Origin of the sequence: Saccharopolyspora halophila (genome assembly GCF_039531955.1) — a bacterium.
Taxonomy (GTDB): domain Bacteria; phylum Actinomycetota; class Actinomycetes; order Mycobacteriales; family Pseudonocardiaceae; genus Saccharopolyspora; species Saccharopolyspora halophila.
Genome location: NZ_BAAARA010000007.1, coordinates 1 through 13,906, shown reverse-complemented (window position 1 = coordinate 13,906; position 13,906 = coordinate 1). Strand labels below are relative to the sequence as shown.

Annotated in this window: 14 protein-coding genes; 8 read left to right on the top strand and 6 right to left on the bottom strand. The window is 69.9% G+C overall.

Features of this window, described 5'->3' with window-relative positions; translation table 11 throughout:
• Positions 1–326 precede the first annotated feature (326 nt).
• The 4 genes from ABD289_RS11110 (at position 327) to ABD289_RS11095 (ending at position 3,282) form a co-directional block, all read left to right on the top strand.
• Positions 327–1,529: a phosphoglycerate kinase gene (locus ABD289_RS11110; RefSeq protein ID WP_344129760.1), complete on the top strand. Its 1,203-nt coding sequence runs from the start codon at positions 327–329 to the stop codon at positions 1,527–1,529.
• The gene (gene tpiA / locus ABD289_RS11105) at positions 1,529–2,314 is read left to right on the top strand and encodes a triose-phosphate isomerase (protein WP_344129757.1); all 786 of its coding nucleotides are present in this window, start codon (positions 1,529–1,531) and stop codon (positions 2,312–2,314) included. Before ABD289_RS11110 ends, tpiA begins: the two co-directional genes overlap by 1 nt.
• Before the next feature lie 335 nt (positions 2,315–2,649).
• Positions 2,650–2,883: a preprotein translocase subunit SecG gene (gene secG, locus ABD289_RS11100; RefSeq protein ID WP_344129754.1), complete on the top strand. Its 234-nt coding sequence runs from the start codon at positions 2,650–2,652 to the stop codon at positions 2,881–2,883.
• Between the two features lie 54 nt (positions 2,884–2,937).
• On the top strand, positions 2,938–3,282 hold the full coding sequence (locus tag ABD289_RS11095) for an RNA polymerase-binding protein RbpA (protein WP_344129751.1): 345 nt from the start codon (positions 2,938–2,940) through the stop codon (positions 3,280–3,282).
• A 48-nt stretch (positions 3,283–3,330) separates the two neighbouring features.
• Here ABD289_RS11095 and ABD289_RS11090 read toward each other — a convergent pair whose 3' ends face one another.
• Complete coding sequence (locus tag ABD289_RS11090) at positions 3,331–3,792, bottom strand: MarR family winged helix-turn-helix transcriptional regulator (protein WP_344129748.1); 462 nt, start codon at positions 3,790–3,792, stop codon at positions 3,331–3,333.
• Positions 3,793–3,818: 26 nt separating this feature from the next.
• On the opposite strand from ABD289_RS11090, the gene ABD289_RS11085 reads away from it, so the two are divergent.
• From ABD289_RS11085 to ABD289_RS11070, 4 genes are all read left to right on the top strand, one after another.
• Positions 3,819–4,616 (top strand): alpha/beta fold hydrolase, encoded by a 798-nt coding sequence (locus ABD289_RS11085; protein WP_344129745.1) that lies wholly within the window; start codon positions 3,819–3,821, stop codon positions 4,614–4,616.
• A 67-nt stretch (positions 4,617–4,683) separates the two neighbouring features.
• Complete coding sequence (gene rraA, locus ABD289_RS11080) at positions 4,684–5,157, top strand: ribonuclease E activity regulator RraA (protein ID WP_344129742.1); 474 nt, start codon at positions 4,684–4,686, stop codon at positions 5,155–5,157.
• Positions 5,158–5,200: 43 nt separating this feature from the next.
• Positions 5,201–6,562: a TrkH family potassium uptake protein gene (locus tag ABD289_RS11075; protein WP_344129739.1), complete on the top strand. Its 1,362-nt coding sequence runs from the start codon at positions 5,201–5,203 to the stop codon at positions 6,560–6,562.
• Entirely contained in the window at positions 6,555–7,220 is a 666-nt protein-coding gene (locus tag ABD289_RS11070; protein WP_344129736.1) for a potassium channel family protein, read from the top strand. Before ABD289_RS11075 ends, ABD289_RS11070 begins: the two co-directional genes overlap by 8 nt.
• Before the next feature lie 167 nt (positions 7,221–7,387).
• On the opposite strand, the gene ABD289_RS11065 is transcribed toward ABD289_RS11070, so the two are convergent.
• The 5 genes from ABD289_RS11065 to ABD289_RS11045 form a co-directional block, all read right to left on the bottom strand.
• A complete protein-coding gene (locus ABD289_RS11065; RefSeq protein ID WP_344129733.1) occupies positions 7,388–8,599 on the bottom strand; it encodes a glycoside hydrolase family 10-like protein in 1,212 nt (403 codons plus the stop codon).
• A gap of 238 nt (positions 8,600–8,837) precedes the next feature.
• Complete coding sequence (gene pgl / locus ABD289_RS11060; RefSeq protein ID WP_344129730.1) at positions 8,838–9,593, bottom strand: 6-phosphogluconolactonase; 756 nt, start codon at positions 9,591–9,593, stop codon at positions 8,838–8,840.
• The gene (locus ABD289_RS11055) at positions 9,590–10,576 is read right to left on the bottom strand and encodes a glucose-6-phosphate dehydrogenase assembly protein OpcA (protein WP_344129727.1); all 987 of its coding nucleotides are present in this window, start codon (positions 10,574–10,576) and stop codon (positions 9,590–9,592) included. Before ABD289_RS11055 ends, pgl begins: the two co-directional genes overlap by 4 nt.
• Positions 10,573–12,102 carry a glucose-6-phosphate dehydrogenase gene (zwf, locus tag ABD289_RS11050; RefSeq protein WP_344129724.1) on the bottom strand — a complete coding sequence of 510 codons (1,530 nt, stop codon included), beginning with the start codon at positions 12,100–12,102 and terminating at the stop codon, positions 10,573–10,575. Before zwf ends, ABD289_RS11055 begins: the two co-directional genes overlap by 4 nt.
• Positions 12,099–13,721, bottom strand: a complete 1,623-nt coding sequence (locus ABD289_RS11045) for a glucose-6-phosphate isomerase (RefSeq protein ID WP_344129722.1) — start codon at positions 13,719–13,721, stop codon at positions 12,099–12,101. The genes zwf and ABD289_RS11045 overlap by 4 nt, the downstream gene beginning before the upstream one ends.
• Positions 13,722–13,906: the final 185 nt, after the last annotated feature.

The following is a 13,906-nucleotide window of genomic DNA, read 5'->3' as shown; positions in this document are numbered from 1 at the left end:
ACGACGTCTGAGAACCCGCGGCGGTGCGGGCTGAGTCCCACACTTGAGGCAGCGGCTCCGCCGCGAACTGAAATAGACCCAAGAGCAGTTCTTCCTACTCCCCTCGCTCAGCGGTGCGGGTAGCGGGACTTCAGACGCCCTCTGGCTCCGGGATTCGAGACTGATGTACGACCGCGGTACACGGCGCTATGGCTGTCCTGTCCAGAGGGCGTCTGAGAACCTGCGGCGGTGCGAGCTGCGAGGGGCGAAAAGCAATGAGACCCGCATGAGCCGTGCTGAGGACCGCCGGTTCGTGCGGGTTTTCCCGTCTTGAGAAGGAGCAGAGCGTGAAGAACCTCGACGATCTGCTGTCCGAGGGCGTTTCCGGTCGTCGCGTGCTGGTGCGCGCCGACCTCAACGTCCCGCTGGACGGCGAGACCATCACCGACGATGGCCGGGTTCGCGCCTCGTTGCCGACGATCCGGAAGCTCACCGAGGCCGGGGCCCAGGTCGTGGTCACCGCTCACCTCGGCCGCCCCAAGGGCGAGCCGGACCCGCAGTTCTCGCTGGCCCCGGTCGCGCGCAGGCTCGGCGAGCTGCTGGGCTCCGAGGTGGCGCTGGCCGGTGACCTGGTAGGCGAGTCCGCGAAGTCCACCGTCGGTGGCCTGGCCGACGGCCAGGTCGCGGTGCTGGAGAACGTCCGCTTCGACGCCCGCGAGACCAGCAAGGACGACGCCGAGCGCGAGGCGCTGGCCGCCGAGCTCGCCGCCCTGGTCGGCGACGGTGCCGCGTTCGTCTCGGACGGCTTCGGCGTGGTGCACCGCAAGCAGGCCTCCGTCTTCGACGTCGCGCGCAAGCTGCCGAACTACGCGGGCGGGCTGGTGCTCACCGAGGTCGAGGTGCTGCGCACGCTCACCGGCGAGCCGAAGCGCCCGTACGTCGTGGTGCTCGGCGGCTCGAAGGTCTCCGACAAGCTCGGCGTCATCAAGGCGCTGCTGCCCAAGGTCGACAAGCTGGTCATCGGTGGCGGCATGGCCTACACCTTCCTGGCCGCTCAGGGCCACGGCGTGGGCACGTCGCTGTTGCAGGAGGACCAGATCGACAACACCAAGCAGCTGCTGGCCGACGCCGGCGACAAGCTGGTGCTGCCGGTCGACCTGGTGGCCGCCGACCGCTTCGCGGCCGATGCCGAGCGCCGGGTCGTCGACGCCGACGCCATCCCGTCCGACCTGATGGGTCTGGACATCGGCCCGCGCAGCAGCGAGCTGTTCGCTCAGGTGCTGTCCTCGGCTTCGACGGTGTTCTGGAACGGCCCGGTGGGCGTGTTCGAGTTCCCGGCCTTCGCGGAGGGGACCAAGGCCGTCGCGCAGAGCATCATCGACGGTGACGCCTTCAGCGTCGTCGGTGGCGGCGACTCCGCCGCGGCCGTGCGCACCCTGGGGCTGTCCGAGGACGGCTTCTCGCACATCTCCACCGGCGGCGGCGCCTCGCTGGAGTTCCTCGAAGGCAAGGACCTGCCGGGCGTGGCGGTCCTGGAAGGCGGTGCCTGATGACGCGCCAGACCCTGATCGCCGGCAACTGGAAGATGAACCTCAACCACCTCGAGGCCATCGCCCTGGTGCAGAAGCTCTCCTTCGCGCTGCCGGAGAAGTACTTCAGCAAGGTCGAGGTCGCCGTGCTGCCGCCGTTCACCGACATCCGCAGCGTGCAGACGCTCGTCGACGGCGACAAGCTGAGCATCAAGTACGGCGCGCAGGACGTCTCGGTGCACGAGTCCGGTGCCTACACCGGTGAGATCGCCGCGCCGATGCTGGCCAAGCTCGGCTGCAGCTACGTCACCGTCGGGCACTCCGAGCGCCGCGAGCACCACGGCGAGACCGACGAGCTGGTCAACAAGAAGGTTCGCCAGGTCCTCAAGAACGACATGTCGCCCATCGTGTGCGTCGGCGAGGACCTGGAGGTCCGCGAGTCCGGCGGGCACGTGGAGCACTGCACCACGCAGCTCATCGACGGCCTCAAGGGCCTCAAGGCCGATCAGGTGCGCAACGTCGTGATCGCCTACGAACCGGTGTGGGCGATCGGCACCGGCAAGGTGGCCACCGCCGACGACGCGCAGGAAGTGTGCGGTGCGCTCCGGCAGGCGCTCAACGACAAGTACGGCAAGGAGATCGCCGACGAGGCGCGCGTGCTCTACGGCGGTTCGGTCAAGTCCAGCAACATCGGCGAGCTGGTCGGCCAGGCCGACATCGACGGCGCGCTGGTGGGCGGCGCGAGCCTGAACGCGGACGAGTTCGCCAAGCTCTCCGCGATGGCCGCGGGCGGCCCGCTGCCGTGAGCGCAGGCGTGCGGGGCGCTTGATCAGGTGCCCCGCACGCTCAAGGGCTGTCGGGGGTGCGGCGGAGCCGCTGTTTCAGGTGCGGGACTCAGCTCGCATCGCTGGAGAGCCCGCTACCCGCACCGCCAAGCAGAACAGTCTCTCGACAGAGCTTAGTGCTTTCAGGTGATTTTGGGTTCGGGATTCTCGATGATCCGCCGGTGTCGGGTTCTCGCCCGACGGAATTGCCGAGGTCGAGGTGTGAGAACCTACGAACGGAAAACCGGCGCACTGGTCAACTGGGGGTAGGCGGGCCGGTACGCTGTGTTGCGAACCGCTGTGCGAACGAGGACGATATGAATCTTTTCCTGCAGATCATGTTGATCGTGACGAGTGTCCTGCTGATCCTGCTGGTGCTGTTGCACAAGGCCAAGGGCGGCGGACTCTCCTCGCTGTTCGGCGGCGGTGTGCAGTCCAACCTGGCCGGCTCCAGCGTGGCGGAGAAGAACCTCGACCGGATGACGCTGTTCGTCCTGGCTCTCTGGGTCATCTCCATCGTGGCCGTCGGCCTGTTGATCAAGATCGGTTGATCGACCGGCGCACGGGCCGGTCGACGACCTCGGCCGCTTGGTGGGTGAGGATGGATGACTGGTGGTAACGCCATTCGCGGTACTCGCGTGGGCTCCGGCCCCGCGGTAGGCGAGGCGGAACGGGGGGAGTCGGCGCCGCGCAAGCGGGTCGACTACTGGTGCGCGAACGGGCATCACAGCACGCCGTCGTTCGCGCTGGACGCGGAGGTGCCGGACCAGTGGGATTGCCCGCGCTGCGGGCTTCCCGCCGGACAGGACCGGAACGACCCGCCTCCGGCGCGCCGCAACGAGCCGTTCAAGAGTCACCTGGCCTACGTCAAGGAACGCCGCAGCGAGGAAGACGGCATGGCGATCCTGGACGAGGCGCTGGCCAAGTTGCGCGAGCGCACGGGCCGCTGAACAGCGACGTGGAAACCGGGTCGGGAGTGCGCTCCCGGCCCGGTTTCGTCATTCCACGGCGGCCAGCATCCGCCGCAGCACCCGCAGCGTGGTGTCCACCTCGGGGCCGGTGATCTCGCCTGCGACCTCGCCCAGCGTGCGGTGCTCGCTCGCTTGCACGGCTCGGATCGCCGCCTGGCCGGGCTCGGTGAGCCGGACCAGCGAGGAGCGCCGGTGCGCCGGGTTGGCGTCCAGCTCGACGAAGCCGCGCTCGAGCGATTCGTTCACCATGCGCTGCACGAACTGCCTGCTCAGCTCCAGGCTCCTGGCGATCTGTGGGACGGTTTCCGGCTCGCCCGCCATCTCCAGGCGTTCCAGCACGGCGCGCACGCCCACGGACAGGCCGGTGTGGGGGGTCTCCTGTTCGACGACGCGCGCCGCGCGCCGGTACAGCGGGCCGACCACGGCGTAGACCTCGGCCAGCCTCGGTCCCAGCTCTTCGGGCGGTAGCGGATTCAACTTGTCAACCACGGTGTCATTATGACACTTTGGTTGTCATGGAGCTGAAGAAGGTGGGGATTCCGGTCGAGGGCGGTGAGCTCCACGCCGAGATCGGCGGGTCGGGGTCACCGCTGGTGCTGCTGCACGCCGGTGGCCAGAGCGCGCGGATGTGGGACGACCAGCTGGAGCTCGCCGACGAGCGCACGATCATCCGCTACGACGCCCGCTCGCACGGGCGCTCCAGCACCGCGATGGCCGATTTTCGGCTGGAGGACGACCTGCTGGCGGTGCTGGACCACTTCGGCGTCGAGGCGGCGACGTTGCTGGGCAACTCGATGGGCGGTGCGACCGCGCTGACCTTCGCGTTGCGCCACCCGCACCGGGTGGATCGGCTCGCGCTGGTCGGCCCGGGCGTGCCGCCGGTGGAGTTCCAGGATCCGTTCATCCTCGCCGAACACCGCGAGCAGGCCGCTGCCGTCGAGGCGATGGATCTCGACCGCTACCTGTCCTCGATGCTGCGGATGAGCGTCGACGGTCCCCGCCGCAGGCCCGAGGAGGTGCCCGGTGGCGTGCGCGAGCGCTGCCGCGAGATGCTCGCGGACACCGTTGCGGCGCATCGCACGGCCACCGGCGCGATGCTCGAGGCCGACGTGCGGTCCCGGTTGCCGGAGATCAGCGCGCCGACGCTGGTGGTCGTCGGCGAGCTGGAGGCCGCCGAGCTGCACCGGATGGGCCGGATGCTGGCCGGCGGGATGCCGGACGTTCGGCTGGAGGTCGTGCCCGGCGCCGGGCACATGCTGAGCATGGAGAAGCCCGCCGAGTTCAACCGGACGCTGCGGGACTTCCTGCGCTGACGGGGGAGTGGCGCCCTTTGTTACCGACCGGTAGCATCCGGCGCAAACAGCGAGCGGGAGGATTCTCATGGCTTGGGCGACGGCTGATCTGGCGGACCGCGAAGGCCCGGAGGTGCGCAGCTGCGACACGCAGTTCCGCGACTTCGGCGGGCGAACGACCTTCGAGGGCCGGATCCGCACGGTCACCTGCTTCCAGGACAACGCGCTGCTCAAGAAGGTGCTCTCCGAGCCCGGTGAGGGCGCGGTCCTGGTCATCGACGGTGCCGGGTCGGTGCACACCGCCCTGGTGGGCGACCTCATCGCCGAACTCGGCCGGTCCAACGGGTGGAGCGGCGTCATCGTCAACGGTGCCATTCGCGACTCCGCGGTGATCGGCGAGATGGACTTCGGCGCCAAGGCGCTCGGGACCAACCCGCGCAAGTCCACGAAGACCGGAGACGGAGCCGTCGACGAGGTCGTGGAGCTGGGCGGCGTCCGGTTCGTGCCCGGCGAATACGTTTGTGCAGACCACGATGGGGTAATCGTGGTTTCGGAACCGTGACCCACCGTTAATCGCGCTCGGAGTCGAAGTACAGTTCCTCCTCGTGCGTGTCCACCCGCGGCTGAACCTCGCGCTGACGACCGTCCTGCGCAGGCCGGCGCTGCCCATCGTGCTCGGCTTCTCCGGGCTGATCGGTATCGGAACGCTGCTGCTGGTGATGCCGTTCTCCAGCGAGTCCGGCGAGAGCGCGGACCTGGTCACCGCGCTGTTCACCTCGACCTCCGCGGTGTGCGTGACCGGTCTGATCGTGGTGGACACGCCGACGTACTGGTCGACCGCGGGCGAAGTCGTCATCCTCGGGCTGATCCAGCTCGGTGGCCTGGGCATCATGACCGTGGCCTCGACGCTGAGCCTGCTGATGTTCCGGCGCTTCGGGCTCCGGCTGCGGCTGACCGCTCAGGCCGAGACCAAGGCGCTGGGCATGGGCGACGTGCGGCGCATGGTCAGCGGCATCGTTGTGCTCAGCCTCGTGTTCGAGGTCGTCGTGCTCGTGCTGCTGACCGGGAGGTTGATCCTCGGATACGACCTCGCACCGGGACGGGCGCTGTACCAGGGGCTCTTCTACGCGGTATCGGCCTTCAACAACGCCGGGTTCGCGCTGCACACCGACAGCCTGATGCGGTACGCCGCTGATCCGTGGTTCAGCCTGCCGATCTGCCTGGCCGTGTTCGCCGGCGGGCTCGGCTTCCCGGTGTGGATCGAGCTGTTCCGGCGCCTGCGCGGTCCGCACCGGATGACCATGCACGTGCGGATCACCCTGCTGGCCACCGCGGTGCTGATCGCCGGGGGCTGGCTGTCGATCACCGTGGCGGAGTGGAACAACCCCGACACGCTCGCCCCGATGTCCTGGCACGCGAAGCTGCTGGTCGGGTTCTTCACCGCGCTGATGCCGCGTTCCGGCGGGTTCAACGGAATCGACATCGGATCCATGAACCACAGCTCGCTGCTGGTGCAGGACATCCTGATGTTCATCGGCGGTGGCAGCGCGAGCACCGCGGGCGGGATCAAGGTGACCACCTTCGCGCTGCTGGCCTTCGTGATCCTGGCCGAGGTCCGCGGCGAACCCAGCGTGCACGTGTTCGGCCGCAAGCTGCCCAACACCGTGCAGCGGCAGGCGCTGACCATCGTGCTGATCGGGGTCGGCGCGGTGGTCGCCGCGACGCTGGCGCTGCTGGCCATCTCCCCGTTCGGGCTGGAGCGGTCGATGTTCGAGGCCATCTCGGCGTTCGCGACCGTCGGGTTGTCCACCGGCATCACCGGCGAGCTGCCTCCGCTCGGCCACGTAATGCTCATCGGGCTGATGTTCATCGGCAGGCTCGGCCCGATCACCCTCGCCTCCGCGCTGGCGCTGCGCGAACGCAGCAGGCGCTACGAACTACCTGAGGAGCGACCGATCGTTGGCTAGGAACGACGCGACGAACCAGATCGTGGTCATCGGGCTGGGCCGGTTCGGCAGCTCGCTGGCCAGTGAGCTCGTCCGGCGCGGGTCGGAGGTGCTGGCCATCGACTCGCGGCCGAACGTGGTGCAGCGGCACGCGGACGAGATCACGCACACCGCGGTCGCCGACACCACCGACCGCGAGAGCCTCAAGCAGCTCGGCGTGCACCAGTTCCACCGCGCGGTGGTGGCCATCGGCACCGATCTGGAGGCCAGCATCCTGACCACCTCGCTGCTGGCCGACTTCGAGATCGGCAACATCTGGGCCAAGGCCACCAGCAGGCAGCACGGCCGCATCCTGCAGCGGGTCGGCGCGCACCACGTGGTGCTGCCCGAGCACGAGATGGGAGAGCGCGTCGCACACCTGGTCTTCGGCCGGATGCTCGACTACATCGAGCTCGCCGAGCACTACGCCCTGATCAAGACGCACGCCCCAGCGGAGGCGTTCGGCCGGACGCTGGGTGAGCTGCGGCTGCGCTCCAAGTACGGCGTCACGGTGGTGGGCATCAAGCGCCCCGACGAGGACTTCACCTACGCCACCGCGGAGACTCAGGTCGGCGAGGGCGACATCCTCGTCGTCGCGGGAACCACGACCCAGGTCGAGCGCTTCGCCGAACGCGTCTGACCGGCTCCGCAACTCCGGCACACCGCGAGCACCGTTCCCCAACCGGCGAACTCGCCGAGAACCCGTGAGAACGCGACCCCGGTTTCCGGCGAGTTCGAGGACCGCGTTCGGGTGCGGCGGACGTCCGGAGCGGTGTTCGGCGGGCTCGTCGGCGCGGATGCCGCCGGTCAGTAGTGATCGGCCACGACCCGTGCTATCGCCTCGGCGGCGTTGGTGGCCAGTGACGTGGCGCTGAAGAAGATGTCCCCGGAAACCCCGTGCCGCGCGTTGAACGTCAGGTGGCTGCTGAGCTGGCCCGGATCGCTCCAGCCCTGCTGCCCGACCTTGTAGGCGGCCTGTCCGATGTAGAGCTCCACGCCGGTGCCCGCGACGGTTCGCGACCACCACGGGATCAGCGCGGCGTAGTCGGCGGCGTCATGCCCGATCGGCCAGTAGACCTGCGGGGCGATGTAGTCGACCCAGCCTTCCCGCACCCACTTGCGGGTGTCGGCGTAGATCGCCGAATAGGACTCGAGCCCGCTGGTGTCCGACCCGGCCGGATCGCTGGAGGCGTTGCGCCAGATGCCGAACGGGCTGATCCCGAAGCTCGCGTCCGGCCGCGCCCGGTGCACCCGGCGGTCCAGTTCGGACACCAGGTCGTCGACGTTGTCGCGGCGCCAGTCCTCGATGCTGTCGAAGTCCTTGCCGTGCAGCTCGAACGTGCGCTCGTCGGGGATCGAGGCGTCGTCGACGGGGTAGGGGTAGAAGTAGTCGTCGAGGTGCACGCCGTCGACCTCGTAGCGCCGGACCGCGTCCATGATCGCGCCGGTGACGAACTCGCGCGCCTGCGGCACGCCCGGGTCGTAGTAGCGCTGGCCGTCGTAGTCGAAGGTCCACTCCGGGTGCTGGTTGGCCGGGTGGTCCGGGGTCAGCGCGCTCGGGTCGCCGATGCGGTAGGGGTTGAACCAGGCGTGGAACTGCAGACCGCGAGCGTGCGCCTCGTCGACCAGGAAGCGCATCGGGTCGTAGCCCGGATCGCGGCCCTGCTCGCCGGTGAGGTAGCGCGACCACGGCTCGTGGGGTGACGGCCAGAAGGCGTCCGCGCTCGGGCGGACCTGCACGAACACCGCGTTCATCTCGTCGGCCGCGGCCCGGTCCAGCAGGGCGCGGTACTCGTCGCGTTGCCGCCGCGGCGACAAGCCGGGTTCGGTGGGCCAGTCGGTGTTGGCCACGCTCGCGATCCACACGCCGCGCATCGCGGTGGAATCCGCAGCTGCGACTGCGGGATCCGCAGCGGCCGGTGACGCGGTCCCGGAGCCCGCGATGAGCCCGCTCAACGCCGTGGCCATCGCCAGTGCGAGTCCCGACCTGCCGATGCGGCGTGTCTTCCGCGGCCCCATCACGTCCCCTTCGCGCAGCAGTCGTGGTGTTCGGGACCCTAGGCCGAAGTCACCACCCGATCCCCGAAAACGCGCGAACTGGCGCCAACTGCTCACCGGGACGGGGGACGGGTGACAGTTTTGCCTAAAACTGTGAGCCTCCGGCGCCCGAAATGTCCGGACAGTTCTAGGCAAAACTGTCACCGAACTGAGAAGGCCCGGGCTCCGATGTGGAGTCCGGGCCTTCGTGTTCGGTTGTTCAGGGGAGGGTGTTGGCCGCGTCCGCGTCCAGGAGCCAGAGGGTGCGGTCTCGGCCGGTGGCTCCCGCTGCCGGGATGTCGACCGGCTCGGCGCCCGCCAGGGCAGCCGCGATCGGCTCGGCCTTGGCCTTGCCCGTGGTCATCAGCCAGACCTCGCCGGCGGCCCGGATCGCCGGCAGCGTGAGCGAGATCCGGGTCGGTGGCGGCTTCGGGCAGTCGTGCACGCCGACCACCGTGCGCTCCCGCTCGGCGACGTACGGCGTGTCCGGGAACAACGAGGCGGTGTGCCCCTCCTCGCCGACGCCCAGCATCAGCACGTCGAAGTGCGGCACCGCGATGTCGGTCTCGGCGGCCGAGGTGGTCGCCAGGACCTCCGCGTAGTGCGCCGCCGCGGCGTCCGCGTCGTCGCCGAACTTGCCGTCCGAGGGCGCCATCGGGTGCACCCGGCTCGGGTCGACGCCGATGTGGTCCAGCAGCGCGTGCCGGGCCTGCGTCTCGTTGCGCTCCGGGTCACCGTCCGGCAGGAACCGCTCGTCGCCCCAGTAGAAGTCGACCGAGGACCAGTCCACCGCATCCAGCGCGGGGGACCGGCGAACCCGCTCCAGCACGCCGATCCCGGTACGACCACCAGTGAGCACCACCGACGCCGAACCGCGCGCGGCCTGGGCATCGGCGATCCGGGTGATCAGCCGCGCGGCGGCCGCCGCGGCCAGTACGTCCCCGTCCTGATGAATCAGGACCTCGGATCGGGTCACGACTGCCCCTTCCCGGCCTCGGCGGCCGCTTCCTCGTCCGCCTCGTCGTCGGGCCGGTCGGTCGCCCGCTCGATCTTGTCCAGGCCGCCGAGGGTGATGTGGTAGATCTCGTCCGGGTCGAGGCGCCGCAGCTCCTCGCTCAGGCAGTCCCGGACCTCGCGGCGCTGCAGCGCGATCCGCCGATCCGGCTGGCCCGGCTGGGTCAGCGACCCGACCTTGCCGTCCGGCCGGACGATCTCGATGTTGCCCGAGGGGCGCTCCAGCACCGCCGAGTAGAGCCCCGACCCCTGGCGCGGGTGATCCTCGCGGGTGACCGGGATGTCCAGGTAGACCGCCAGCCAGGCGGCCAGCAGATCGGTCGAGGGCGAATCTGGGGCACCCTTGAGGGCGGCCGCGGTGACGTTCTCGTGCGGAGGCAGGTCCAGCGCCGAGGACAGCATCGCCCGCCACGACGTCAGGCGCGTCCAAGCCAGGTCGGTGTCCCCGGCGGTGTAGGACCGCACCCGCTTGTGCAGCGCGGCGATCGGATTGGGCTCGGCGGCCGCGTCGGTGATCCGGCGGTGCGACAGCGCCCCGATCGGGTCCTTGGCGGGCACGTCCGGTGCCTGGCCGGGCCAGTAGGACACCACCGGGGCGTCCGGCAGCAGCAGCGGGACGACCGCGCCCGCGCCCTCGTCGGCCAGCGGCCCGTACAGCCGCAGCACGACCACCTCGGAGGCGCCGGCGTCACCGCCGATGCGGATCTGGGCGTCCAGCCGCGGCGCCGCTTGGCGCGCACCGCTGGCGACCACGATCACCCGGCAGGGGTGCTCCCGGCTCGCGTCGTTGGCGGCCTGCACGGCCTCCTCCACCTCGGAGCCGTCACCGGTGACGATCACCAGCGTCAGCACCCGGCCGAGCGCGACCGCGCCACCGGACTCGCGCAATTCCACCAGCTTCTTGTTGACGTTGGAAGTGGTGGTCGACGGCAGGTCGATGATCACGGTCGCCTCCAGACGCGTCCGGTGCGGGCCAGCATCTCGTCCGCCGACGACGGACCCCAGGTGCCGGCCTTGTAGGGCTCGGGCTTGCCGCTGGACTCCCAGTGCTTGAGCACCGGGTCGAGGATCTCCCAGGACAGCTCGACTTCCTGGTTGACCGGGAACAGCGAGGGCTCACCCAGCAGCACGTCCAGGATGAGCCGCTCGTAGGCCTCCGGTGAGGACTCGGTGAAGGAGTGGCCGTACCCGAAGTCCATGGTCACGTCGCGCACCTCCATCGAGGTGCCCGGGACCTTCGAACCGAAGCGCATGGTCACGCCCTCGTCCGGCTGAACCCGGATGACCAGGGCGTTCTGCCCCAGCTCCTCGGTCATGGTGGAGTCGAACGGCAGGTGCGGGGCGCGCTTGAACACCACGGCGATCTCGGTGACCCGGCGGCCGAGGCGCTTGCCGCTGCGCAGGTAGAACGGCACGCCCGCCCAGCGGCGGCTCTCCACCTCGAGGGTCATCGCCGCGTAGGTCTCGGTGATCGAGTCGGACGCGAAACCGCCCTCCTCGTGCAACCCCGGCACCAGCGAACCGCCCTGCCAGCCGCCGGTGTACTGACCGCGCGCGGTGGTCTCGTCGAACGGGCCGACCGGCTTGGTCGCCGAGAGCACCTTGATCTTCTCGGCGCGCAGGTCGTCCGGCGAGAAGGAGACCGGCTCCTCCATCGCGGTCAGCGCCATCAGCTGCAGCAGGTGGTTCTGGATGACGTCGCGGGCCGCGCCGATGCCGTCGTAGTAGCCCGCGCGACCGCCCAGGCCGATGTCCTCGGCCATGGTGATCTGCACGTGGTCGACGTAGTGCGCGTTCCACAGCGGCTCGAACAGCTGGTTCGCGAAGCGCAGCGCCAGGATGTTCTGCACCGTCTCCTTGCCGAGGTAGTGGTCGATGCGGAACACCGACTCCTCGGGGAAGACGTCGTTGACGATCCGGTTGAGTTCCTTGGCGCTGTCCAGGTCGTGGCCGAACGGCTTCTCGATGACCACGCGTCGCCAGCTCTCGTCGGTCGGCTCGGTCAGCCCGGACCGGGAGAGCTGCTTGAGCACCGTCGGGAACGCCGAGGGCGGTACCGACAGGTAGAAGGCGTGGTTGCCACCGGTGCCCCGCTCGGCGTCCAGCTGCTTGATCGTCGAGGCCAGCTGGTCGAAGCTGGCGTCGTCGTCGAAGGAACCCGGCACGAACCGGATCCCCTCGGCCAGCCGGTCCCACACCGTCTGGTGGAACGGGGTGCGGGCGTTCTCCTTGACCGCGTCGTAGACGACCTGTCCGAAGTCCTGGTCGGCCCAGTCGCGGCGAGCGAAGCCGGTCAGCGCGAAGCCGGGCGGCAGCAGGCCGCGGTTGGCCAGGTCGTAGATCGCCGGCATCAGCTTCTTGCGGGACAGGTCACCGGTGACACCGAAGATCGTCAGTCCGCTCGGGCCGGCGATCCGGGGAAGCCGCTTGTCCCGCGGGTCCCGCAGCGGGTTCTGCCATTCGGAAGTCACTGCCGAGCCTCCAGCTCCTGCACGGCCTTGACCAGCTGAACCAGGCCGGCCGCGCGATCGGTGAGGTGCAGCCGGAGCACGGGACGTCCGTGGTCGGCCAGGACCTGGCCGTCGCCCAGCGCCTGTGCCCGCTGCAGTCCGGAAAGCGTGTAGGGCCGGTCCGGGACCTGCAGATCCTCCTCGGCATCGCCGGTGATCTGCAGGAACGTCCCGTTCTGGTGGCCGCCCTTGTGGTACTGGCCGGTGGAGTGCAGGAACCGCGGACCCCACCCGAAGGTGGTCTGCAGTCCGGTGCGCTTGGCCAGTTCGGTGCGCAGCACCGTGGCGGAGGCGTCGTCGAGCCGGTCCAGGTAGGCCTGCACCGCCAGGTAGCCGGCCTGCGGCGCGGCGTCGACGAACGCGCGCAGCGCCTCGGCGAGGTCGTTCGCCCCGGAGAGCCAGTCGCCCGCGGAGTGGACCTCCACGGCGCCCTCGGACAGCACCGGAGTGGCCTGCCCGTCGTCGGTCGGGGCGTCCAGCAGGGCGCGGGCGGCCTTCTTGGCGGCCTCCACGTCCGGCTGGTCGAACGGGTTGATGCCCAGCAGCCTGCCGGCCAGCGCGGTGGCGAACTCCCACAGCAGGAACTGGCCGCCCAGCGGGCCGTTGGTGGAGATGCTCGCGGCGTCGACGCCCGGGCCCACGGCGACCGCGGTGGCGTCGGAGCCGGCGTCGGCGAAGCCCGGGGCCCCGGGGCTCTCCACCACGACCGGCAGCAGGCCGGTGCTGTTCTTGCCGGTGGACTCGGCGATGAGCTGCTCGACCCAGTCGCCGAAGCCCGCGATGCCGGAGCCGGTGTCGGCGAAGACGACCTTCTCGGCGCCCTTGGAGTGCGCCGCGCTCATGGCGGCGGCCAGCTGGATCGCCGGGTTGTCGGCGTCGTCGGCCCGCACGGCGGTGAACGCGGCAGCGGCGTCATCGAGCAGCGCGGCGATGTCGGCGCCCGCGAGGCCCGCCGGGACCAGGCCGAACGCGGTCAGCGCGGAGTAGCGGCCGCCCACGTTCGGGTCGGCGGTGAAGACCTTGCGGTAACCGGCCTCGTTGGCCGCCTTCTCCATCGGCGAGCCGGGGTCCGTCACGACGATGATCCGGCTCACAGGATCGATTCCGTCTTCGCGGAAGGCCGCCTCGAAGATCCGACGGTGCGAGTCGGTCTCGACGGTGCTGCCGGACTTGGAGGACACCACCAGAACGGTGTTCTCCAGGTCTCCCGCCAGCGCGTCGGCGACCTGACCGGGGTCGGTGGTGTCCAGCACCGTCAGCGGGACACCGGCGGTGCCGGTGATGACCTCGGGTGCGAGGGAGGAGCCGCCCATCCCGGCGAGCACGATCCGGTCCAGGCCCTCGGCCTGCAGTTCGGCGCGCAGCGCGTCGATCTCGGCCAGCAGCGGGCGGGAGCTCTCGTGCAGCGTCGTCCAGGACAGCCGGATGGAGGCCTCCGACTCCGCGTCGGGGCCCCACAGCGTGGCGTCCTGGTCGGCGAGCTTGCCGGCAACCGCGTCAGCGGCCAGCCGCTCGGCCAGCGGCCGGGCGTCGGCCTCCAGCGCCACATCGGCAATACGGACAGAAACATCGGTTGCCATGAAGATCCTTCAGGGCTCGAGAGTATGCGATTCGATCAAATTCTCGCCGACCCGGGCCGGTGCGGCGAGCTGCCGCACCGGCCCGGGTTCAACGCGGCGAGGCCTTACTTGGCCTGCTCGAGCTGCTGCGCGACGGTGTCGAGGAGTTCGTTCCAGGACTTCTCGAACTTGGCGACGCCTTCGCT